Genomic DNA, 23,330 nt, shown 5'->3' on the forward strand with positions numbered 1-23,330 from the left:
TTGATTCATTAGAAGTCCCCTGGCAATAAGCAGGGGACTCTGTTAATTTTTAAATTTTAAAAGCAGCGGCACACTTACAGCAGCGGCACCTAATACGAGTGGGTACCATTTCATGGATGAATTTGATCTGCTGGCGCGCGTGCTTCTTTTGCTGGAATCGGTGATAGAATCCTCTTTTTTAGAAGCTTCTTTCTGTCCCATCCCTTTTAAAATCTGCAATGTCATATTCAGCCCTGTCAGGACCTCTGGATCTCTCAGCGCGCCAAGGAGTTCCTTGTAGCCGGAAGATCGGTCACTTTGGTCATATTTGGCAGCTTGGGCAATCCCATTATTCAATTTATGGGCGACGGGCTCCAGACTATCCATATCGAGGCTACTGAGCAGTTCAAAAAGTAACAGCAGATTATGGATTGAATGAGGCGCCTTGGAACCGTCCAAGGCTGTAACAAGGCGAGTGACGATTTTACTGCTCTGACCAAGCGAAGCGTTTGCGATATTGAAAATTTCACGTTCACGCATTTTTTCCATCATTTCAAGAACATCGTTCAATGAATCTTTATGTTCTATAAACAACTCTTCGATTTCGTGCAATGCCTTATCATGCTCAACTTCCGGGTCGACTTTCATTTTATGGATGACTTTTGTCGCTCTTGCCATTATTTATTCGACCTTCTTTCCTTTACGATATCACCTGGGAAGATATAATCATTCCTTGCCCATTTCTCTTCCACGCGTACCCCTATCTGAGGCTGAGGGTTTCCATTACGATGGTTGATTTTAGGCATCGGGCTCTCCCCTTTCGGTTCGAGAACTTCCATTTTAACGGAAACTTCCTTATAGGCAGGTGTATCCGTATCTTTATCGGAGTGGGAGCTGGTCAGATAGTTTATTGCGCCTTCACCGTTACTGTTCATTGGTAGATAAAGCTGATTGCCGAATACCCGGTCTGTAACGATACAGCTTACTTTGACGCTGCCATAAGGCGAAGTCAATCTGACTACTGTACCATCTTCCAGATTACGTTCCCTGGCAAGTTCGTGTGAAACTTCAAGGAATACTTTCGGAGTTTTTCTGGTGATGCCTTCAGATTTATAGGTCATATTCCCTTCGTGGAAGTGCTCGAGTATACGGCCGTTGTTGACGTGCAGGTCATAGTCTTCGCCAAATTCTACTGGTTTTGTCCAATCCACCGGCCACAGGCGGGCTTTGCCGTCAGGGAAGGGGAACTTGTCTTCGAATAGAAGCGGAGTATCAGTACCATCTGCATCTACAGGCCATTGCAGACTATCATACCCTTCGAGTCGGTCATAGCTTACACCTGCAAACATAGGTGTTAATGAAGCGGCCTCATCCATGATTTCTGAAGGGTGGCCATAATCCCAATCAGCCCCCATACGATTAGCGATTTCGACGATGATCTGCCAATCCGGTTTAGAATCTCCGAGTGGATCCAAAACTTTATAGAGACGCTGGAAACGCCTTTCTGTATTGACAAAAGTCCCATCTTTTTCAAGACTCGGACTGGCAGGGAGGACAACATCGGCGTATTCACACGTTTTTGAGAAGAATATATCTTGAACTACGAAGAAATCGAGCTTCTCAAAAGCGGAATGTACATAGTTGATATTAGAATCGACTATGCCCATATCTTCACCCTTAAGATAGAGGACATCTAATTTGCCATCGTGCATGGCGTCAACCATTTCATGGTTGTTCAAGCCTGGTTCCTTAGGTATTTCAGAGCCCCAACTCTTCTCAAAGCGTGCCCTTACCTCGTCATCAGTAACAAACTGATAACCTGGGAAACGGTCCGGCATGCTGCCGAAGTCACTAGCTCCTTGAACGTTATTGTGTCCCCGCAGAGGGTATGCTCCGGCACCTGGTTTCATATAGTTTCCTGTAACGAGCAATAGGTTGGATATGGCTGTACTTGTATCACTGCCCCCACCATGTTGTGTGACACCCATGGCCCAAAGTATGGAAGTGGTTTCGGCCTGGTGGATGGAGGTGGCTATCTCAATCAGTTCATCTTTCGACATTCCTGTGGTTTCGGAAGCATAATCCAGTGTGTATTTATCTAGACTTTTGATGTACTCTTCGACATCATTGACATGCTCACTCAAGAAGGCTTCGTCATGCCACCCCTGATCGATGATATATTTCGTGACAGCGGATAGCCATACAAGGTCACTTCCGGGTGCAGGTCTGACAAACAAATCCGCACGATCTGCCATTTCATGTTTGCGCAAGTCTGCGACAATCACTTTTTGTCCATAGAGTTTCTGGGCACGCTTGACACGTGTTGCGAGTACAGGATGTGATTCTGCTGTGTTGGACCCGATGGTAATGACAAGTTCAGCTTGACCGATGTCCGTGATGCTACCGGAGTCCCCACCGTATCCGACCGTGCGCCATAGCCCCATAGTAGCTGGAGATTGGCAATATCTGGAACAATTGTCGATATTATTTGTACCGATGACACCTCGTCCCAATTTCTGCATTAAATAGGATTCTTCATTCGTACATTTTGAGGAAGAGATGAATGCTAACGCATCTGGCCCCTTCTTACTCAATGTTTCTTTGAATTTACTTTCTATAAGGTCAAGCGCCTCTTCCCATTCTGCTTCGCGGAAGGCATCGCCCTCTCGTATCAGTGGTTTTTTCAGACGTTCCTCACTATTGACGTAATCCCACCCAAACTTACCTTTAACACACGTGGAGATACCGTTAGCAGGTGCCTGCTCCTGAGGTTCTATTTTTAATATTTCGCGGCCTTTTGTCCAGACATCGAAAGAACAGCCGACTCCGCAGTAGGTACATACGGTTTTTGTCTTTTCAATTCTTTCTTCGCGCATCTGGGCTTCCATATCTGAAAGGGTCATCAAAGAGCCATAGCCAGTTTCTACATCTTTAGTTATGTTGACCATTGGTCTGAATGATTCTTGCGCCATCCCAGTCAGGAAGCCGGCCTCCCCTTCCATACCAGTCTCCATCATGGCGTTACAAGGACATACCGTCGCACAATGTCCGCAGTTTACACAGGATGATTCATCTATCGTCGTATCATTGTCCCATATGACCCTTGGCTTTTCGAGAGTCCAGTCAATCAGGAGTGTTTCGTTGACCTGGAGGTCTTGGCACGCCTCCACACAGCGTCCACATAGAATACACTGGTCAGGATCATAACGGTAGAATGCATTTCGATTGATTTCCGCCCCTTTTGTTTCATGGGGAGTGTCCTGGTGTTCGATTCTCATCTCTTTCACTGTATTATGTATCTCACAGTTCCCGTTGTTGAAATCACATACTGTACAATAGAGCTCGTGATTACCGAGTATACGGTCCATTGCGATAAGTTGTGCTTCATGCACGTCATCGCCAAGTGTTTCCACCACATCTCCAGGCTGTAATTCTGTGGAACATGAGCGTACAAATTCCCCATTGACTTTTATGATACATGTATCGCAAGTTTCAATCGCACCAAGGCTTGGATGATAACAGAGGTTCGGTGGTTCTAGGTTAGTGTCTTTCAAATAATTCAATGCTGTAGTATTTTCTTCGATTGAATGTGTACTGCCGTTTAAAGAAACATCGAAAGGCTGCATGATAAGATTCCCCCTTATTAGACAGATTTATAAAGTATTTCCCTTATGAAAACGAATCCAAACATCTTTATAAGCCTTTATATAGGAAAAGACTTTTTAGGATGCGAACAGCATAAGAGCTGCTTATCATTCTACTATTAATGTAAATAAATAGAAAGTTCGAAATTAAGGGGAGCAGACCAGTCAGGCTACTTGATGATAAGAAGGTGCCGGAGTTCGGCGAGGGGGACGATTCGGAAAAGTTGAAACGGTTTTAACTAAAGGGGTAAAATTTATAACGCCATCTGTTGAATAGGAAAGAGATAACGGGGAAGAAACGCTTAGAATACTACAAAATAAACGTTTTTAAAGAATAAATAACGCTGCGCATTATAAATTTAAGTAATGCACAGCGTTATAAATAAAGAAAATGAAATATATTCTTAAATACTTTGCTGCCTGTCGCCAGGGAAATCAAATTCCTATGTTTCAATACTTTTAGGACGAGGATTTTCTTTTGGATGAATATAGGAATAATTTCCGACTTTTTCAGCAGGTATAAGTCTTTCTGTTATTTCATAAGGGGTATTGTAGTTCATTTCAGAAATGACGAGTGAACCATTCTTTTTTACCGATTCTATATAAGCGACATGTCCCAGTTCCCCACGTTCCGTTTGTAACACAGCTCCAGGAGCGGGTTCTTGGTCTACTTTATAATCATCATCGGTTGCATTCGAAGCCCACATCCCAGCATCATACCAGTCCACTCCTATCATATTGCCATCCTCTTTAATTTTTTCAAATACATAAAAGGTGCACTCTCCTTTCTCATAAGCGTTATACACCATGGGATCAGGGAGGACCATGTATTCTATCTTAGCCCACAATCCATCTTCCATCTGATTGTCTACATAATAAAGACCAATTGCGAGCAATGCTATGATGATGGCTGTAAACCATTTTTTCACGTGGAACATCTCCCTTTAATTACTGATGTTTGGTGGTCTAGATCAAGTGCCTAGCAGTGTAGTTATTTAAAAAAAGCAGCTGATGGCAGCTGCTTTCCTATCTTTTCATTTGCTCTTTACTGAATGTTTCAATTAGACTCAATAAGCTGAGTGATGCCCATTTAAGAGCGTTCTTGCTACCTTCGAATCCATGGCCTGCTTTAAGGTGCTTAAATACCGCAACACCTAAGACGCCACTGATCATCAGTGAACCGATACGATTAAATGATTTTCCGAGGAATGACGCAAACAGGAATAGTGAGCCGATAGCTTCGAGATAGCCTGCAATCTTCATCTGGTCTGGAGTAACATTAAATTCTTTTTCGAAGTCCTCTCCCATTTGACCTTCATTTTCTATTTTTGCCAGACCACCTTCAATGACATTCTTGCCTATGTAGGCATTTAACAAATATTGTATCATTAACAACATCTCCCTTCATAATCTATAGTTTCTTAGACTGAAGCAATAATGTCATCAAATATGCTTACTTAATGTAATTGTTAACGGATATATCGATATGACATCAGCTTTTGTAACATATCAATCTCTTCCTGCAGTCTTATGCCGATATTTGTATCCTTGATTTTCTTCCTCTCGACTTCCTCATCAACGACTCGTCTGACGGAAAGTGCATCTGCTCCATGCTTCAGCACATTTTCTTTCGAATTGAAGTGCTGGTGAGCCACTAGCTGCATGCCATATGAGTTGAATAGAAGGGTATAGCCAGCTATGCCTGTCGTTTTCTGGTAAGCTTTCGAAAAACCACCGTCGATGACGATCATTTTCCCATTGGCCTTAATTGGATTCTCTCCATCTCTTTCTTTAATAGGTGTGTGCCCATTGATTATATGTCCGCTAACAGGGTCCAAATCAAATTCTGCAAGCATTTTTTGGCACATCTCCATATCTTCCCTCAAGTGATAATAAGGATTCTTCTCTTCTTTATGGGAGCTTTTGTCAGCGATGAAATATCGTTCGAATGTTGTCATTGCACGTTTTCCAAACAGTGAAGAATATTTCCCCGTCCATAGATACCAGACAAGGTCGGTGGCAAGATCATCCGTCTGTTCGAGATTGGAGAATGATTTGCGCAGATAATATTCAAACTTATCAAGCAGCTCCCGTCCCTTATAGACTGATCCATCTATTTCCATGGCTTCCATATCGCCATTTTCGTCAACCGGAATACACCCATGTATGAGCAAATTACCATTGTACTTAAGGTAGAGGTTCCCCTTCTTCATAAGGAAATTCATATGTCGTTTCAACTTTTCAGATTGTTGTAAGGATAGTAGCAGTTTATCAATGACTTCCGCCTCTTCTTCAAGAAGTCGGGTCGGATCATCGGGGTCGACTGTAGAGAAGCAAGTATGCTGCAGAGAATAAGTTTTCCCATAAACTGTTATTTTCTGATTGTCATAATCTACTTTTTCAAGTACCAGGCGCTCATCCATATCAAAATACGGACGACGTTTAATTATGGGGGCTTCCAGTTTGAATTGTATCATTGCGATGGCTTGATGGATTTTAGTGATCTGCAGCTTTTCCTGTTCCGGGAGGGCAATGTCTGTGTGCTGTTTTGGATGGAACTGCGGATTATCATCGTAATATTTCTCTGCCAAGTTCAAAAGAGGCCTTAAGTTTATACCGTAGGCATCTTCAATGATATCCAAGTTATCATAGCGGGCGCAGATGCGGATGATGTTGGCAAGGCACACTTTAGAACCTGCGTAGGCGCCAATCCACAATACGTCATGGTTACCCCACTGGATATCGAGTGAATGGTAATCGATGAGTGTATCCATTATCTTATCGGGTTCCGGGCCACGATCATATATATCGCCTACAACGTGAAGGTGATCTACGACGAGGCGTTGCGTAGTATAGGAGAGACCTGTTATGAGTTTCTCTGCTTGCCCAAGTGCAATGATTTTATCTACGATGGTTTCATAATAAGATTTTTTGTTTGTATCTTCATCACTTTTGTAAAGTAGCTCTTCAATGATATAGACAAACTGTTTTGGGAGAGCTTTCCTAAGTTTAGAACGTGTATATTTCGAAGAGGCGTAGGAAATCAATTCAATCATATGATGTATTTTGGTTCTATGCCATTCATTTAATGCGTGTTTCGAAGCCATCTGCTCTTTGACCAGCTTTAATTTTTCTTCAGGATAGTAGACGAGCGCTGCAAAATCACTTATTTCATCTTCAGTCATGCGGTCTTTGAAGACATCGTGGATCTTAACGCGTACGTTACCCGACCCATTCCTTAATACATGCTGAAAGGCTTGAAATTCACCATGGAGGTCGCTGACAAAGTGCTCAGTTCCTTTTGGAAGGTCCAGTATCGATTCAAGATTGATGATTTCGGTCACTACTTTTTCTTCGCTATCGAACTTGCTGGAGAGAAGGTCCAGGTATCGGGAAGTCATGTCTCTTCCCTTACTTGCTTCCCCATTGAAACCGTTACCAATAGAATTCGCCATTAAATACACTCCCATTTATATGTTATCCCCATTATACTTTAAATGATCATTTTCATAAATCGAATTTAAATAATTATATACAGATCATCTCTGTGGAGAGTCTATACAAGGGTAGATTCAATTCATATGAGCAATGGTGTTATAGACATTGCGTTTAAAATAATAAAACATTATAGGGGTCCATAACGCCATAATAACGTTGATGCATCTGTGTATGTTCAAATGGGGGATGAATCAAAATTGCTTCTTCACCCATCTATAATTCAAAAAGAATTAAAAAAAGGGCCGCCATAAGCCCTCTTAGTTATGCCTGGTATACGAATAACCCGCTCATTAATTATAAGAGTTTCTATCGTTGCCATAGCATTGGATGATAAAAATCGAATAGCGCACCAGTACATAAGTTACGATGACTACAGCTAAAGCCAATTCGAAGATCGAAGCGAATTTCAGTACTTCATTAGCGAGCCCCCCATCATCAACCAGTTGAAACACTTTGATGATTGAGGTAGCTGAGATGACTACGGGGAATGTGAGGGCAGCATAGCTTGGGTGAAATTTATATCGCATGATCTTAGGCAACATGAAGATAATGAAAAAATATAGTAGTTGCGATAGAGCGAGCAGTATATAGACGATACTCTCCGATGGTTGGTCTATAACAGATAGATAGCCGGTCAAACATAATGAACCTGGCGCAGCAATAATGGCGATAAGCGGCAAAGTCGATTGTGTGGCCTTCCTTTTAATCAGTTGGCTTATGATAATCGGCAAAAGTACAAGATAGAAAGCAAGGGCAAACCAAATGATGATCTCCCCAAACTCTGGGCCAAAGTTGCTTGATGTGGCCGGGATGACCCCGATACCTACAAACGTAACGAACCACCCCGGATTGATGTATTCCGATCTCATATTACTAGGTGCAAGGAAATATAAAGTGAAGAATCCCATAAGGCTGAAATGAAGTATTATAGCAACCCACCATATGAGCAATATGATCGAATCATGTACTGTAAAGCGGCTTAGTGTATGGCAGAGCATCATCATGGACATGGGGAAGGTCGGAGAAATGGCTGCAACGACTGGATTGTCCAGGGTCTTTAGAGTATCTCTGCCTGTGACAGTAATTTTTAGGAAGAATAAAAACATCATCAGTATTCCAATTAGGGTGAAAGTCCATCCGATCCTATCATAATGTATTGAGAAAAAAAGATGACCGAGGGATACTAGGCCAAGTATCAATCCACTCATGGAGACGGGAATTTGGGTAAGGAAATGTTTCATGTCATGGCACTTCTTTTCTAATTAATGATGAATAGTAGTATAAATGAACACAAGGGTATATTGTAACTAATCGACCAATGATCATCAATCTGAAAGCTTGCTTAAATATAAAGCGCTTAGAGTCTAATCACTGATTTTGTATATGGAAACGTACATTGAAAGAGTGCTTGCGTGCCACTACTTCACGATCCAGTCCAGAAGAAGTGCCTCTTTTTTTATGTGTTTTCTGATACTGGCTCGATTCCTGCCAATTATGAAAATCCTGAGCACTATCCCATAATGTCAGAATGACGTAGTAAGGGCCAGATTCAGCTTTCATAACTCGGAGTGCTTTAAAGCCTGTCACAGTAGCAAGGTTCGATTGACGATTCAAGAAGCGTGCTTCAAAAGCTTTTTCCATACCAGTATTGATATAGACATTATTCAAGACGCAAAACCCTTTTGCTTCCAAGGGTCCTTTACTTTCAATTATTGAGTAGCCTTTTTCTTCAGAATTATTTCGTATTATAGCCTTCTCTTCTCCTATTGAAACCTGATAGCTATTCTCTACATCTGTGAGAATCATATTGTCACCTCTTCATTTAATTAGTTCGACACAGATATGACTCTTCCATATTGAGAATAGTAGAGTAATCTACCTCATTTATAGAAAGCGTATCATATCTGTGGAAGACTTACCCTGTAACGCATCATTCCATTCATGATATATTAAGTATACAATATATTATCCTCAAGGAGGCTTATCCGATTAAATGATTAAAGTAGTCAACGAAATACGTATTGAAAAAGGAAGAGTTGAAGATGTAGCCAAACGTTTTTCCACAGCAAAGTCTGTCCATACTTTTGATGGTTTTGTACTGATGGAAGTACTGATCAAAGAAAATACCGAAGAATATGATGTAATCGAGGTGTGCACAACTTGGGAAGACCATGAGAACTTTGAAGTGTGGAGGCAGGACCGCGCCACAAGAAAAGCGCATGAATCAAGTGATTCCAAATCGAAAGAGGAAAATAATCCAATTCTAGGGGCAGAGCTGTCAATTTATGAAGTCTATGTACAGCATCGGCCGGAGTAGCATTAAAGCTTATAATGGAATCATTATCGAGATGACAATGATGATACAAAAAAACGCCCATAAAATGGGCGTTTTTTTGTATCGCAATGCATTATATCTTAACTACCTGCTTACCTAAGTTCTTACCTTCAAAAAGGTTATTGAACGCTTTCGGCAGATTTTCAAATCCTTCTTCAACGCTTACTTCTGTGTGGATCTTGCCATCCTTTACCCACTCAGCAAGCGTTTGACCGGCTTCTTGGAAATCATCGGAATAGTTGGCGACGACAAAGCCCTGCATCAAAGCTTGGTTTTTAATGAGTATAGGCTGGATGCGGGGACCGATATCCTGTTCAACATCATTATAGTTTGAAATTGTGCCGCACACCGGGATGCGTGAGAAAGTATTCAAGTGCTTGAACACAGCATCTGAGATTTTGCCACCGACGTTTTCGAAATATACATCCACTCCATTAGGTACAGCTTCTTCGAGGGATTTTTCGAAATCATCCGATTTATAATCGACCGCAGCATCGAAACCGAGTGTGTCCTTCAAATAAGTCACTTTTTCTGTACCGCCCGCAATACCAACGACTTTGGCACCTTTTATTTTAGCGATCTGGCCGACTACGGAACCGACTGCACCGGAAGCTGCAGAGACTACGACTGTTTCACCGGATTGCGGCTGCCCAATCTTCAGAAGACCATGATAAGCAGTCTGTCCTGTCATCCCCAACGTGCTTAGATAAAGGTGTAGGGGGACATTAGCATCCTGCACTTTTTGGATATTATCCGTCGTAATGGTGATATAACGTTGCCAAGGCATTATACCGACTACGTAGTCGCCTTCAGCAAAACCGTCTGCCTTCGAAGCAAGGACTTCACCGACTACATGACCATGTAAAGGTTGGTCGACTTCAAATGGCGCGATATACGATTCTGCATCAGACATGCGTCCCCTCATATAAGGGTCGACTGATATATATAGTGGTTTGATCATGACCTCATTAGCTGAGGGGTCTTTTTTTGATATCTCTTCCAGGCGGAAAGTATTATCGTCTGGTGTGCCCTTTGGGCGGTTTGCAAGTACAAATTGCTCATTTTTCACTATAATTGCCTCCATTCAAAATGAATTAGAATTACATACTCATTTTAACTGTCGGATACTGAGACGGCAAAGAATCTGATTGAATAAGAAAATCCCCCGTCAGGGAGATTTCATCTAGCTTGATTTAACAGTGTGAACTTCGTAGCCTAAATTCTCTACAACATTTCTTATCTCATCGGCAGTAATTTTACTTTCGTCATGTTCAACTTTGACTTTACTTGAATTGAACAGCACTTTTGCGACTTCGACACCAGCTCTTTTGGATAGGTTGCCCTCAATTTTTTTGATGCAGCTCGGGCAGGTGAATGTCTCTGTCTTCAGATTGGTTTTCACTTGATATCTCCTCCTGTTAAGTTTGTATCATTACTTTCTATCTATAGTATATAAGTAGAGCACAAAATAAAAATTGACGAGCATCAACTAATGCGAGGAGTTCGATTTCATGAAATGGATCTGGAGTGATATGCTCGTATATATATTCAAATATTGGGGGGATCAGTTTGAACAGTTGGGATGAAAAATTTGATGAAGCACATTATATTTACGGCACAGAACCAAACGACTGGTTAAAAGAAAATATTTATGAAAAAGGAGGTCTGAAGATTGCCTTGCTTGCTGAGGGAGAGGGACGCAATGCAGTGTATTTGGCGAAATTGGGCCACGAGGCGGGAACATATGACTACTCTAAAGTTGGACTGGATAAAACTATCCGGTTGGCAGAATCAGAAGGTGTCGAAATAGAAACTCATCTGCAGGATATCACAATAACCGATGCCCTTCCTAAAAACTTCTATGACATCGCGGTCAACATATTTGGACATGTTCCAGCAGAGGGAAAGAAGAATATGCTTAAAAATCTTATAGATTGTGTGAAACCAGGAGGAAGGATTATATTCGAATTCTATTCCAAGCGGCAATTGGAATTCCAGACCGGTGGACCGAAGAAGAGTGACATGCTCTATAATCTGAGAGAGCTGGAGGAAGAGTTCTCGCATCGTGACGTAGAAATCATTTCCTTAAGCGAAAAAATCGTGGAACGTCACGAAGGGACTATGCACCGGGGTAGAAGTGCGGTTATCGAGGGTCATCTTAAGAAAAAATGAAATGGAGGGATGACTACATTCGTCCCTTATCTATAGGTCGAGATGGCGATATAATGTCGCCCTACTGATATTTGTTTCGTTCTTTATTTCGTCCAAGGTATACTTTTTTGACATGTACATTTCCAAAGCCCTTTTCATATTATCATCATTTCTTTTTGGTCTTCCTGAAGGCTTGCCTTTGGACGCTGCCGCTGACACCCCGATACGCGTCCTGAACTTGATGACATCACTTTGAAATTCAGATAGGAGGTGGAGCGTCTCCCGAAAGTTATGCGTGGAGTGCCTGTTGATTTCCAACGACTTGTTGAGGATGATGATGGATGCATTTTTTTCTACGATAATATCTACAAGATCCACCAACTGTTTCGTGGAATCGGCCAGTATGAAAAGGTCAGTGGTATATACATAGTCTCCACTTTCAAGTATGGCAAACAAATGATCTAATTGTGTGCGTTTTTTGTTCTTGGCGTGCTGTTCCTCGAATATTTCATCAGCATGCTTTTCCAACTTCCTTTTCTGTTCTATCTTCGAGTCGTTGAGTCCAACATCTCTGATATACCCATAGATCATGCCTGGGCCTCCTCCTCTCTATAAAGTGGTCATAATTCCAAAAAGGGGTATACTTATGAAACTTTGATGATTATAATAAGCTCTATAGAATTATAGAATAGGAGCGTAGAAAATGATAGAGACATTAAAGAAAGAATGGCTGACCGACCCCAAAACCAATATTCTGGCGGGGATACTGGTGGCGCTTGCTCTTATTCCTGAGGCGATTGCATTTTCCATAATTGCCGGGGTCGACCCGATGGTTGGGTTATATGCCTCATTCATAATAGCAGTATCAATATCAATATTAGGCGGGCGTCCCGCGATGATCTCTGCCGCCACCGGTGCAGTAGCGTTACTTGTTGTACCGCTTGTGAGTGAATATGGTGTAGAGTATCTACTAGCTGCAACATTGCTGATGGGAGCGATTCAACTGGTCCTTGGCATCTTGAAAATCGGCAAACTGATGAAGTTCATTCCGAAATCCGTTATGCTCGGGTTTGTCAATGCGCTTGCCATTATGATCTTCATGTCTCAGATTGAACATATTTTCGGCATCTCAATATCGACATATGTTTATGTTGGTGTCACCTTGCTGATTATTTATGTTGTCCCAAGATTCTTCAAGGAGATACCGGCACCACTTATCGCGATTATTGTGCTGACTGCTGTCTATCTTTTTATGGGGGCTGACTTGAGGACTGTCGGAGACTTGGGGGCGATAGAACGGTCCTTACCAAGTTTCATTATACCTGACGTACCTTATACGATGGAAACGTTGAGGATCATTCTGCCATTTTCCATATCCATGGCTATCGTTGGATTAGTTGAGAGCTTACTGACTGCAAAAATTGTCGATGATGCCACAGATTCCTACAGCAGTAAGAATAGGGAATCCCGCGGACAGGGCATATCGAATATCATTGCAGGTTTCTTTGGAGGCATGGGTGGTTGTGCCATGATAGGACAATCAATAATTAATGTGAGGTCGGGGGCGACTACACGCCTTTCGACTTTTACGGCGGGAATGGTGCTCATCTTCCTTATAATCGTCCTTGGAGATCTGGTTGTTCAGATACCTATGCCGATTTTGGCAGGAATCATGGTGATGGTAGCAATCGGTACATTCGATTGGGGCTCTTTCCAGTACGTTGTAAAAGCACCGCGGACTGACGCTCTTGTGATGATTGTGACAGTCGTGATCGTCCTTTTCACCAGTAATTTGGCAATGGGTGTGATTGCAGGAGTGGTATTGAGTGCACTGTTCTTTGCAACTAAAATCTCCAACATCACCGTAGAACGTTCAGAATCAGAGAACCAAGTAAACTATCGTTTCAATGGACAGATATTCTTTGCTTCAGTTGATACAATGATGAATCAACTCGACCTCGATGACCATGATAAGACAATAGAGCTTGATTTCACTGCAGCACATATCTGGGATGACTCTGGTGTAGATGCTGTAGATACGATGATTACAAGACTTAAACGAAGAAATAATCAAGTGCGGATCAAAAACTTGAACAAAGACAGCCGGAAAATCATTAATGAATTGAGTATGATAAATAAAGAAGAGCTTAATATGGGGGGATAAAACATGTATAAATCGATTCTGCTGGCAGCTGATGGTTCAGATAATAGCTATCGGGCCGCCAAGGAAATCAGCAAATTCCATTTCGAAGGTACAGTGGTTACCGTTCTTAATGTCATAGCCTATAGCGACTCAAAAACAGATGTGCTTCATGGGTCCAATAATAGAAGTCTGGAACGTGAGCGCCTGGCGAAGATATCAAATATCACAGAGTACTTCGAGTCGGAAAATATCGCCTATGAAGTACTGTTCGAGCATGGTGAGCCTAAAGAGACTGTGGTGAAAGTGGCAAATTCAGGGGATTATGACGTAGTCGTCCTCGGAACCCGAGGACTCAATAGTCTTCAGGAAATGATGCTCGGCAGTGTCAGCCATAAAGTGGCCAAACGCGCACAGATTCCAGTGATCATCGTTAAGTAGGAGAATGGATAAAAGCGCAGGATCAAACGGGGTTCTGCGCTTTATTTATATATCAATACTGAACTCTTGAAATTAATGATATAGTCTTAAGGAAACAGGAAGGGTGAGCAGAATGAATATAGAGATACCACTCATGCTCATTGTTGCCCTATTCATCACACTTGGCATTGCGAGTCAATGGGTTGCAGCAATGATCAAATGGCCGGCAATAGTAGTAATGTCCATAGTAGGACTCCTTGTAGGTCCGATATTTCAGATAGTGAATCCCCAGGAAATGATGGGCAGCGAGCTTTTTGGAACAATTGTTTCACTAGCGGTTGCAATAATTCTTTTTGAAGGCAGCAGCAATCTGGATTATCGTGAATTGAGGGGAGTATCCAAAGCGATAGCAAGGATCATCACAGTTGGTGCTGTGCTCGCATGGCTACTCGGTGCTATGGCCATGTATTTTATATTGAACTTCCCACTATCGATATCATTTGTACTCGCAGGCCTCTTCATTGTGACCGGCCCTACGGTCATCCAGCCGTTGCTTAAGCAGGCTAAGGTTAAAGACTCGGTGAACTCGATACTTAAGTGGGAGAGTATTATCCTGGACCCTGTGGGACCTATGTTGGCGCTATTTGCATTCTATGTCTTTCAGATTTTAGGGCAGGACTTCGGTCTTGAGTATTTCCTCGAATATATCATTGGATTCAGCGTAGCATTTGCACTTGGTTTTGGAGCATCTTACCTATTTAAATGGATGATTCAAGGAGATTTCATACCCCAGAACCTCATGGCTCCCATCCAGTTTGTGTTCATCCTGCTTTTATTCAGTCTGAGCGACGCTGTACTGCATGAATCTGGGTTATTATCAGTGACGATATTCGGATTGGTGATGGCCCGACTCAAAAATCACAGCCTCATTTATAAGCAATCCAATCATTTTATTGATGAGATGACGTTGATTCTTGTCTCTACAGTCTTCATTCTTATCACTTCTTCTCTTACGCGTGAAGTTTTAAATGAGGTGTTGAGTTGGGAGTTGGTGCTGTTCTGCCTTATCATGATCATAATTGTAAGGCCTGCTTATATCTTGCTCTCCACAATAAATACTGAGATTACTTTTAAGGAGAGGGCGTTCATTTCATTTGTGGCACCAAGAGGCATTGTCGCCCTGGCGGTTGCGGAGTTCTTCTCGGGGCTTTTCAACAATCAGAATGTGCCGATGGCGGAATATATCGCGCCTGTTACATTTGGGTTCGTATTTGTGACGGTCGTCTTTTATGGCTTCAGTTTTAAGCCGCTGAGTAAATTATTGAAGCTGTCGAGCGTAGAACCACCCGGTATCATAATTATCGGTGAAAACCGTTTCTCCCTTAAACTTGCTTCGAAATTACAGGAACATGAGATTCCGGTAATGGTATCCGACCTTTTGAATTCCGATGCAAAACGCGCTAAAGAACTAGGCTTGGAAACTTTCGACGGTAACCTGCTGTCTGAAGATGAACGCATACAGGCTGACCTCACTCCTTATGAACAATGTCTATTGATGACACGCTCCTACACATTCAACCACCTGGCATTTAATGAATTGTCCCAAGAGTTTGGCTTAAAGGGCGTTAAGATGTTCCCTTATCCAGTAGATCATGAGGAGATGCGAAATCGGGTTGAGCAAGTCATTAGACATCACATTCTGTTTGATGAATATTTTACGTATTATTGGTTCAATCAATTCATCGATGAATATGAAATTACAGAATTGGACCCTTCAGAAGTAGAGAGCATTACAGAAGACGACATCATTCTATATTACATCGATTCTGCAAAGAATGTGACATTCAAGACCATCACAGAAGATTTGACCTATGGTGAAGAAGGTGTAGTAGGCGTATTGAAGGGCGCTCATACTTTCAAGGAAGAAAAAAAGAACGGAGGATGAGTCCTCCGTTCTTTTTATTGCCCGGGAAATCTAAAGTCAATTTAGATTATCTCTCAGCCGAAACATTTGAAGAAGATGATGAATGATTTGTTTGCGGAAATGGTTACATTATCCGCGGTCTGCATTTTCGGAAATCATACGGCCCACCTGCTGGCCGCTCAATGTGACCATCGGCATACCCCCTCCTGGGTTTACGGTCCCACCGACAAAATATAAATTCCCGATCTTGCGATCTTTTTTTGGATGTTTAAATCCTTTGTTTTTCTTTTTATCCGATACCGTGCCGTATATTGCACCATGATCGGAATTGTACATTTTCTCGATATCATGAGGTGTCAACATGTATTCTGTAACAATGTGATCCCTTAAATTCTCAAGTCCCATCGATTCAAGTTTCTCAAGAACCGTGCGTCGGAAGTTCATATAATCTTCTTTTGTATATTGTTCATTTTGAAGAGGTGGGATATGGGGCAATATTTTTAGGTTTTCTGAGCCTTCAGGTGCTTGTGAAGGGTCGGTTTTATTGGTGTTCACCACATAGATTGTAGGATCACCCGGCAAGATCTTCTTTTCGAATACTTCTTTATAGTTGCGTTTTGAATCGTTTGAGAAAAAGAAGTTATGATGTCTCAATTGTGGGTATTCCCGATTGACTCCGAGGTGCAACACCAACCCTGAACTTGCTGGTTCAAATTGCTTTTCCAGCTTCTTGATTTTTTTCGGCATCCGATCAAGCACTTGCCTATAAAAGGGCAGCACTTCCATATTGGAAACATAATAATCTGCTTCTACACGGCTTCCGTCATCAATCAACAGAGTGTCTATATTGTTCTGTCCATCAGTCAGGGCTGTTTCTACAGATACACCTGTATATAACTTGACGCCTATATCTCGGGCCAACTGGGTGATACCTTCAGCTAGACGATGAAGCCCGCCCTTCACATACCATACTCCTTGCTCATGTTGCATATGTGCCATCATATTCAACACAGCCGGTGCCCGGTATGAGCTTGAGCCGACATATTTTATGAAATAACCCAACATATCTCTCATTTGCGGATTTCTAACCCTCTTGTTTATGCCGTGCTGCATCGTGGATGAGTAGTCGAACCCTTTAAATGCTTCGATTGGACCATGAAAACGCAGCACATCTTTTAGATCATCAAGTCCCTTTTCGAAATATCCAGGGACCGTGGTTCTATCTATTTTTTTGGCATACTCAAGGAAGTTCCTATAATCGCGTATGTCTTCTTTCCCGAGCTGAGGGTTTTCTTCCGCCATCTTCTGAAGGTTTCCATATAGGTCGATATGGGAGTCGTCAGGGAAAAAGGCACGCCATTGGAGGGGTATTTCCTCAATTTGGACATAATCATCCATAACTTTCCCACTGCCAGTGAAAAGCCGTTCGAACACGTGGGGCATCGTCAGCAGTGATGGCCCGAGGTCAAAACCGAATCCGTCTTGTTCATGACGGTTCAGCTTTCCTCCAAAGTGCGTATTCTTTTCGTATAGTGTTACATCAAATCCCCTTTGTCTCAGGGAGATTGCTGCCGAGAGGCCTCCGAGGCCGCCACCTATTACAATCACTGTTCGAGATTCTTCCATGATGCTCCCCCAATCATTTGTCTTCAAGTGTCTTGATATATATTTTTTCCGCTTCCCTTATCTTTATCTTTTTGGCTAAAGAGACTGAATTTCGCTTGGAGAAGCAGTCATATTCATTGTGGCGAACTTCATTCAAGATCTCACGATATATGGAAAGTGAGAGGAGAAGCGGCAGCCTGGCTTCCGGTTTATAGTATGTAATTTCTTCACGGGCAGTGTCATATAACTGTTCAGCGGTTCCGGCAAGATCCTCCCACATAGCCCTGAAATTTTTATTGATTTCGCCTGAGGCAAGCTGTTCTTCAGTGTAACCATGCTTTTTCAACACCGACTTTGGAATATAGATACGACCATGTTCCCTGTTGTCTTCACCTATATCCCTCAAAATATTGGTGATCTGCATAGCAACACCAAGCTTTTCTGCATTTTGCCTGCGCGGACCTGTAAGGTCATTGGATAGTATAGGCAGAAGAAGCCTCCCGACAGACCCCGCAACATGATTACTGTAATTGATCAGGTCATCGATGGCTTCAGGCTGTTTAAAGCGGATATCCATTCTTTGGCCGTCCAGTTGGGTGTAGAGCATTGATGGATCGATATCATACCGAGCCATCACATCGGACAAAGCACGCCACATGGGAGCTTTAGGGACGTTTCCGCTTAAGAAGTTATCCAGTTCCTTCTCCAGCCTTTCCAAATTTACGATACGTGTCTCCATGTTCTTGGCATGGTCAATTGCATCGTCAGCTGTGCGGCAAAATGCATAGATTGCATACACTGCATCAGCATCTTTTTCGGGAAGGGTGGAAAAAGCATAATAGAAGCTCTTCGAGTGATGCTTGATTATATTTTGGCAATGGTTGTAATCATTTTTTAATGAAGGTTTGGAATGAGCCATCATGCTTCACGTCTCCTATTGGTGATTTTCATCTTTCAGCAGTTCTCCGACTGCTATTTTTGATGAGAGTAATACAATCGGTACGCCAGCTCCTGGATGAGTGCTGCTTCCGGTAAAATACAGATTGTCGCAATGCGTCGCTTTACTCTGGGGGCGCATGTGATTGCTCTGGGTGAGTGTCGGTCTAAGTCCGAATGTGGCGCCATTGTAGGCGTTGAAACGCCCCTCAAACTCTGCTGGTGTCATAGTGGTTTCTACAACGATTTCTTCTTCGAAATTTTCCATACCAGGCAGCTGGCTGATTTTCGACATGATTTTGTCTCGGTACATATTAGAAGTTTCCTCCGTCCACTCATATTTCAATGTATTTGTGTCTGACACAGGCATCAAGATATATATACCATCTTTATCTTCAGGGGCGAGAGAAGGGTCGATCTTTGAAGCAATATACATATAGAGTGATGGGTTCTCGATGACATCACCCTCAAAGATTTGATTGATGTTAGTATCAAGATCTTCAGAGAAAACAAAGTTATGGACGTTATCAAGTTCAGGGTATTTACGATCCATGCCCAGATATAGAACGAAACAGGAGCATGAATAATCCATCTTATCAATTTTTTTGTCCTGATACTTTCCTTTATGCTCCGGCTCTTTGACGAGATTTTTCATGGCATAAGGAAAGTCTGCATTACACATCACATAATCAGAAGCAAGGAATGAACCGTTGACCATGACACCCGTTGCTTTTTTATCCTCTATGACAATTTGTTCAACGTTGGTGTCATATGTGATTTCCCCGCCTATTTCCAAAAATAGACGTTCCATGCCAGACGCCATGGTGCGCATCCCGCCTTTGATGAACCAGATGCCGTATAGAAACTCGATCATGGGGATGATAGTGTATAGTGAAGGGCCTTTAAAAGGCGATATACCGATATATAGGGTCTGGAAGCTGATCATCTGGCGCATGCGTTTGTTTTTGATATACTTCTTCATTAGATTTTCAGCATTGTTCAGAGTTTTCAACTTCATGCCCTGACCGATCATGAATGGGTTGTAGAAATCTTTCTTGTTTCTGAAGGGACGCTGCAGAAAATGGTTCTTGGCAACATTGAAACGTTGGTACAGATCTGTCAGATAGCGTAGAAAACCTTCTGCATCTTCATTGCTGATTTCTTCAAACATCTCCATATTTTTAACAAGGTCGTTTGTTACCTGATATTCTTTGGTCCCATTGTCAAAGTATCCACTGTACATGGGGTCAAGGCGCACCATCGGAATATAGTCATCAGGATTACGGCCTGTAATCTCGAATACTTCTCTATATAGTTCAGGCATCATCACGATGGTCGGGCCAAGATCGAACGCATATCCTTCAAGGTCGATCCGGTTCATTTTGCCCCCAGGCGTCGACTCCTTCTCCAATATAGTGACTTGGAACCCCTCATTCTGTAATCGGATGGCACTTGCAAGCCCAGCGACTCCAGCACCTATAACAGTAATCGTCTTTCTCATATCAAAATCTCCCTTGCTGTTCCATGGACCGCTGCTGCTGCCATGAAATCAATTCAGGGCTTAGGACAATCGGCCGGTTTCTCAGCTCTTCAATATTTTTAGCGTTGGTTATTACAGCAATCTTCTTCATCTGATGGTGGAACTGATCCACGAACTCGATAGCAGCTTCAACACCAGAGTGTTCGACTTGTTCCAGCATCATTTTTGACATTCCTACAGCACGGGCACCAAGGGCTAGGCACTTCATCGCATCAAGCGGGGTCCGTACCCCTCCGCTAGCCAGTATATGCATATCATGTTGGAAGGGCTTTGTTTCGAGAAGCGATGTGACTGTGGAAATGCCCCAGTTATCCATATAGGACATCTCTTGATTTTTACGTCTTGAATTTTCAATGGTCGCGAAGTTGGTCCCTCCCTTACCACTGACGTCTGTATACTTGATGCCGATATTCTTCAAAATCTGAAGTGTTTCTTTGCTCATGCCAAAGCCTACTTCTTTAACAATTACAGGCATATCAATTTCTTCTGCAATCTGCTGGATATTGTCGCGCCAAGCTTTAAAATTACGGTCCCCTTCAGGCATGATCAATTCTTGAGGCGCGTTGATATGGATTTGAAGTGCATCTGCTTTGAGAAGGTCTACAGCTGTTTTTGCCCCTTCCATTGAAACATCCGCACCTACGTTGGCAAAGAGAAGGCCATTTGGGTTAGTTTCTCTCGCAATAGTGAAAGAGTCCGACAGCTCTGGTTGCTTTATTGCAGCATGCATAGAACCGACTGCCATGGGAATCCCCGTAGCTTCAGCAACAGCAGCAAGCTTTCCATTGATGGAGCGCGTCCACTCGCTGCCTCCGGTCATTGCATTGATATAGAGTGGCAAATCAAGACGAAAAGGACCGAGGTCTGCAGAAAGGTTGACATCATCCAGGTTGAAAGAAGGAAGAGACTGGTGGATGAAATGCACACCGTCAAAGTCGGATGGTGCAGTTTGCAGAGATTGGTTTAGGGCGTGCTGAACATGTTCGTTTTTTCTTTGGCTACGTTTATCAGTCGGTTTGCTCAAGAGATTCATTCCTTCCATCCTGTCGCTTTACTTCCGGGTGTATGGGCTGTTCTTAGATAGGGTTGAGAAATTTACAGTTTTTATATGCTGTAAAGCACCCTAAAAAGAGTAAGCAGTGGAGCTGTTTCTTCATACTTGCTCCTTATATGGGAATATTGGCCAAAACTTGTAAAGATGGTTCTTCTTTGATGTGTATTAGTACGATTATCAATGATTGGGAGGTATTTTGCAAACATACTGGAAATAGTGGAGCTGTTTCTTCATACTTGCTCCTTATATGGGAATATTGGTCAAAACTTGTAAAGATGGTTCTTCTTTGATGTGTATTAGTACGATTATCAATGATTGGGAGGTATTTTGCAAACATACTGGAAATAAATGAAAAAAAGACATCAGGAGATTCTGATGTCTTTTTTTCAGTTTAATCTAATTCAATTTTTGTTCCGCTTCCAATTCCTCGTCGCGTTCTTTTTCAGATTGTTCTACATACTCTTGCATGCGATGTTTGTTTGGAGTAATGGAAAGTCCCAGATGTTTACGTTCTTCGTTGGCGTCCTTATAGAAGGAAACCAGTACGGAGAGTATCACGAAACTGAATGGGAATGCTGAAACGATGGCGGCCGATTGTAATGCTGACAACCCAGTTTCCCCTCCTGAAAGAAGAAGGATGAAGGCGATTGCAGAAAGCGCAACCCCCCAGACTATTTTAATTTTATTCGAAGGCTGCAGAGAGCCGTTTGAAGTTTGAATGCCTAGGACATAAGTAGCTGAGTCAGCGGATGTTACAAAGAATGATGCGACAAGCATCAGCGCAATGACCGACAGGATCATGCTCATCGGCAACTCATTGAATATCCCGAACAGCATTGTCTCTGCAGGCATTTCAAAAATTTGCGGCGTCTCTTTAGCAATCTCGATGCCTGTAGTACCAAATGCACTAAACCATACGATGGCTACGGCAGTAGGGACAAGCAGGACGGCCATGACGAATTCACGGACTGAGCGTCCACGGGACACCCGCGCAATGAAGGTCCCTACAAATGGACTCCAGCTCATCCACCAAGCCCAATAATAGATCGTCCATGAATCGAGCCATACGCTTTTCTGCTCATTCAGCGGTGCAACGTCCAGACTGTTGAAAAGGAAAGTATCAAGCAGTGCGCCTGTCGATGTACTCATCATATTCAAGATCAGCATTGTTGGGCCGATGATGAGTATGACAATAAATAGAATGGTCGCAAGGCCTAAGTTGAGATTACTTAAATACTGGATGCCTTTATTCAGGCCACTCCAGGCACTCATTAGGAATAAGAATGTTACGACAGCTATAATTGCACCTTGAACACCGATGTTAATCGGAATTCCAAACAGATAGTTCAAACCACCATTGATTTGTAATGTACCAAGTCCAAGGGAAACTGCCACTCCGATAACTGTTGCGAATACTGCTAAAACGTCCACAGCGGTACCAATCGGCCCATCTACGCGATCACCAAGTAGGGGGCGGAGTGTTTTGGAGAGCAATCCAACTTCGTCTTTTCTGAACTGGAAATAGGCAAGAGCTAATGCGATGATGCTGTACATTGACCATGTATGGAAGCTGTAGTGGAAAAACGTTGAGCGCATTGCTTCGATCATGGCAGCATCTGTCTCCGGATCTGCAGTGGGAGGTGCAAGATAGTGCTGGATCGGTTCTGCCGCTCCGTAGAATACCAAACCGATACCCATTCCAGCACTGAATAGCATGGCGAGCCACGGGATGGTTCTAAATTCTTTTTCATGATACGGTTTGCCGAGTTTCAACTTACCGATAGGACTAAAAATGAGGAAGATACAGAAGAATACTATCCCTGCCGTAATGATGAGATAATACCAGCCAAAATAATCCGTAACCCATGCTCCGGCACTTGCAGTGAATGCCCCGAACTCCTCAGGTAACACGGCACCTATAGCAACCATGATGCCAATTATGATTGATGCATAAATAAAAACGTTAGATGCTTTCTTTCCACCTTTTTTGGTCTTTGCCATTAATTAAGCTCCTTTATATATACTTATTCAATTGTCCGAAATTCTTTTGCAAGTGTAATATTAGTTCAACAACTTATAAATAGTAACAAAGGATTTATCGTTT

Annotated in this window: 20 protein-coding genes; 5 read left to right on the forward strand and 15 right to left on the reverse strand. The window is 42.6% G+C overall.

The genetic code is table 11. From position 1 onward, the window contains the following. Nucleotides 1–42: 42 nt before the first annotated feature. The 7 genes from ACFFLE_RS05055 to ACFFLE_RS05085 all read right to left on the reverse strand — a co-directional run bounded on the left by ACFFLE_RS05055 (nt 43) and on the right by ACFFLE_RS05085 (nt 8,927). Entirely contained in the window at nt 43–657 is a 615-nt protein-coding gene (locus ACFFLE_RS05055; protein WP_380570063.1) for a helical membrane plugin domain-containing protein, read from the reverse strand. Then, a complete protein-coding gene (fdhF, locus tag ACFFLE_RS05060) occupies nt 657–3,608 on the reverse strand; it encodes a formate dehydrogenase subunit alpha (protein WP_380570117.1) in 2,952 nt (983 codons plus the stop codon). The genes ACFFLE_RS05055 and fdhF overlap by 1 nt, the downstream gene beginning before the upstream one ends. 458 nt (nt 3,609–4,066) lie before the next feature. Further along, nucleotides 4,067–4,561 carry a CHAP domain-containing protein gene (locus ACFFLE_RS05065; protein ID WP_380570064.1) on the reverse strand — a complete coding sequence of 165 codons (495 nt, stop codon included), beginning with the start codon at nt 4,559–4,561 and terminating at the stop codon, nt 4,067–4,069. Between the two features lie 88 nt (nt 4,562–4,649). Further along, nucleotides 4,650–5,012, reverse strand: coding sequence for a hypothetical protein (locus ACFFLE_RS05070; protein ID WP_380570065.1), 363 nt, complete (start codon nt 5,010–5,012; stop codon nt 4,650–4,652). 80 nt (nt 5,013–5,092) lie between these two features. Next, nucleotides 5,093–7,024, reverse strand: coding sequence for a fructose-1,6-bisphosphatase (locus ACFFLE_RS05075; protein ID WP_380570118.1), 1,932 nt, complete (start codon nt 7,022–7,024; stop codon nt 5,093–5,095). A gap of 387 nt (nt 7,025–7,411) precedes the next feature. Beyond that, a complete protein-coding gene (locus ACFFLE_RS05080) occupies nt 7,412–8,362 on the reverse strand; it encodes a TDT family transporter (RefSeq protein WP_380570066.1) in 951 nt (316 codons plus the stop codon). Nucleotides 8,363–8,489: 127 nt separating this feature from the next. Further along, nucleotides 8,490–8,927, reverse strand: a complete 438-nt coding sequence (locus tag ACFFLE_RS05085) for an antibiotic biosynthesis monooxygenase family protein (RefSeq protein ID WP_380570067.1) — start codon at nt 8,925–8,927, stop codon at nt 8,490–8,492. A 187-nt stretch (nt 8,928–9,114) separates the two neighbouring features. Here ACFFLE_RS05085 and ACFFLE_RS05090 point away from each other — a divergent pair, with 187 nt between their 5' ends. Further along, nucleotides 9,115–9,438: an antibiotic biosynthesis monooxygenase gene (locus tag ACFFLE_RS05090; protein WP_380570068.1), complete on the forward strand. Its 324-nt coding sequence runs from the start codon at nt 9,115–9,117 to the stop codon at nt 9,436–9,438. A 91-nt stretch (nt 9,439–9,529) separates the two neighbouring features. On the opposite strand, the gene ACFFLE_RS05095 is transcribed toward ACFFLE_RS05090, so the two are convergent. Together ACFFLE_RS05095 and ACFFLE_RS05100 are read right to left on the reverse strand one after the other, a co-directional pair. Next, nucleotides 9,530–10,525, reverse strand: a complete 996-nt coding sequence (locus ACFFLE_RS05095) for an NADP-dependent oxidoreductase (protein ID WP_380570069.1) — start codon at nt 10,523–10,525, stop codon at nt 9,530–9,532. A gap of 114 nt (nt 10,526–10,639) precedes the next feature. Beyond that, on the reverse strand, nt 10,640–10,858 hold the full coding sequence (locus ACFFLE_RS05100) for a heavy-metal-associated domain-containing protein (RefSeq protein WP_380570070.1): 219 nt from the start codon (nt 10,856–10,858) through the stop codon (nt 10,640–10,642). 167 nt (nt 10,859–11,025) lie between these two features. On the opposite strand from ACFFLE_RS05100, the gene ACFFLE_RS05105 reads away from it, so the two are divergent. Next, nucleotides 11,026–11,628 (forward strand): class I SAM-dependent methyltransferase, encoded by a 603-nt coding sequence (locus ACFFLE_RS05105; protein ID WP_380570071.1) that lies wholly within the window; start codon nt 11,026–11,028, stop codon nt 11,626–11,628. Nucleotides 11,629–11,658: 30 nt separating this feature from the next. On the opposite strand, the gene ACFFLE_RS05110 is transcribed toward ACFFLE_RS05105, so the two are convergent. Further along, complete coding sequence (locus tag ACFFLE_RS05110) at nt 11,659–12,198, reverse strand: recombinase family protein (RefSeq protein ID WP_380570072.1); 540 nt, start codon at nt 12,196–12,198, stop codon at nt 11,659–11,661. A gap of 112 nt (nt 12,199–12,310) precedes the next feature. On the opposite strand from ACFFLE_RS05110, the gene ACFFLE_RS05115 reads away from it, so the two are divergent. From ACFFLE_RS05115 to ACFFLE_RS05125, 3 genes are all read left to right on the forward strand, one after another. Beyond that, the gene (locus tag ACFFLE_RS05115) at nt 12,311–13,771 is read left to right on the forward strand and encodes a SulP family inorganic anion transporter (RefSeq protein WP_380570073.1); all 1,461 of its coding nucleotides are present in this window, start codon (nt 12,311–12,313) and stop codon (nt 13,769–13,771) included. Between the two features lie 3 nt (nt 13,772–13,774). Continuing rightward, nucleotides 13,775–14,188, forward strand: a complete 414-nt coding sequence (locus tag ACFFLE_RS05120; protein ID WP_380570074.1) for a universal stress protein — start codon at nt 13,775–13,777, stop codon at nt 14,186–14,188. Between the two features lie 112 nt (nt 14,189–14,300). Then, the gene (locus ACFFLE_RS05125; RefSeq protein WP_380570075.1) at nt 14,301–16,112 is read left to right on the forward strand and encodes a cation:proton antiporter; all 1,812 of its coding nucleotides are present in this window, start codon (nt 14,301–14,303) and stop codon (nt 16,110–16,112) included. Between the two features lie 108 nt (nt 16,113–16,220). Here the strand turns inward: ACFFLE_RS05125 and ACFFLE_RS05130 are convergent, their stop codons facing one another. The 5 genes from ACFFLE_RS05130 to ACFFLE_RS05150 all read right to left on the reverse strand — a co-directional run bounded on the left by ACFFLE_RS05130 (nt 16,221) and on the right by ACFFLE_RS05150 (nt 23,227). Further along, a complete protein-coding gene (locus ACFFLE_RS05130) occupies nt 16,221–17,717 on the reverse strand; it encodes a phytoene desaturase family protein (RefSeq protein ID WP_380570076.1) in 1,497 nt (498 codons plus the stop codon). Between the two features lie 13 nt (nt 17,718–17,730). Then, nucleotides 17,731–18,618, reverse strand: a complete 888-nt coding sequence (locus ACFFLE_RS05135) for a phytoene/squalene synthase family protein (RefSeq protein ID WP_380570077.1) — start codon at nt 18,616–18,618, stop codon at nt 17,731–17,733. A gap of 12 nt (nt 18,619–18,630) precedes the next feature. Next, on the reverse strand, nt 18,631–20,133 hold the full coding sequence (locus ACFFLE_RS05140; protein ID WP_380570078.1) for a phytoene desaturase family protein: 1,503 nt from the start codon (nt 20,131–20,133) through the stop codon (nt 18,631–18,633). A gap of 1 nt (nt 20,134) precedes the next feature. Continuing rightward, nucleotides 20,135–21,205 carry a type 2 isopentenyl-diphosphate Delta-isomerase gene (gene fni, locus ACFFLE_RS05145; RefSeq protein WP_380570079.1) on the reverse strand — a complete coding sequence of 357 codons (1,071 nt, stop codon included), beginning with the start codon at nt 21,203–21,205 and terminating at the stop codon, nt 20,135–20,137. A gap of 417 nt (nt 21,206–21,622) precedes the next feature. Next, complete coding sequence (locus ACFFLE_RS05150) at nt 21,623–23,227, reverse strand: BCCT family transporter (protein WP_380570080.1); 1,605 nt, start codon at nt 23,225–23,227, stop codon at nt 21,623–21,625. Between the last annotated feature and the right edge of the window lie 103 nt (nt 23,228–23,330).

This window comes from Salinicoccus siamensis, from assembly GCF_042429615.1.
In the GTDB taxonomy this organism is placed as follows: domain Bacteria; phylum Bacillota; class Bacilli; order Staphylococcales; family Salinicoccaceae; genus Salinicoccus; species Salinicoccus siamensis.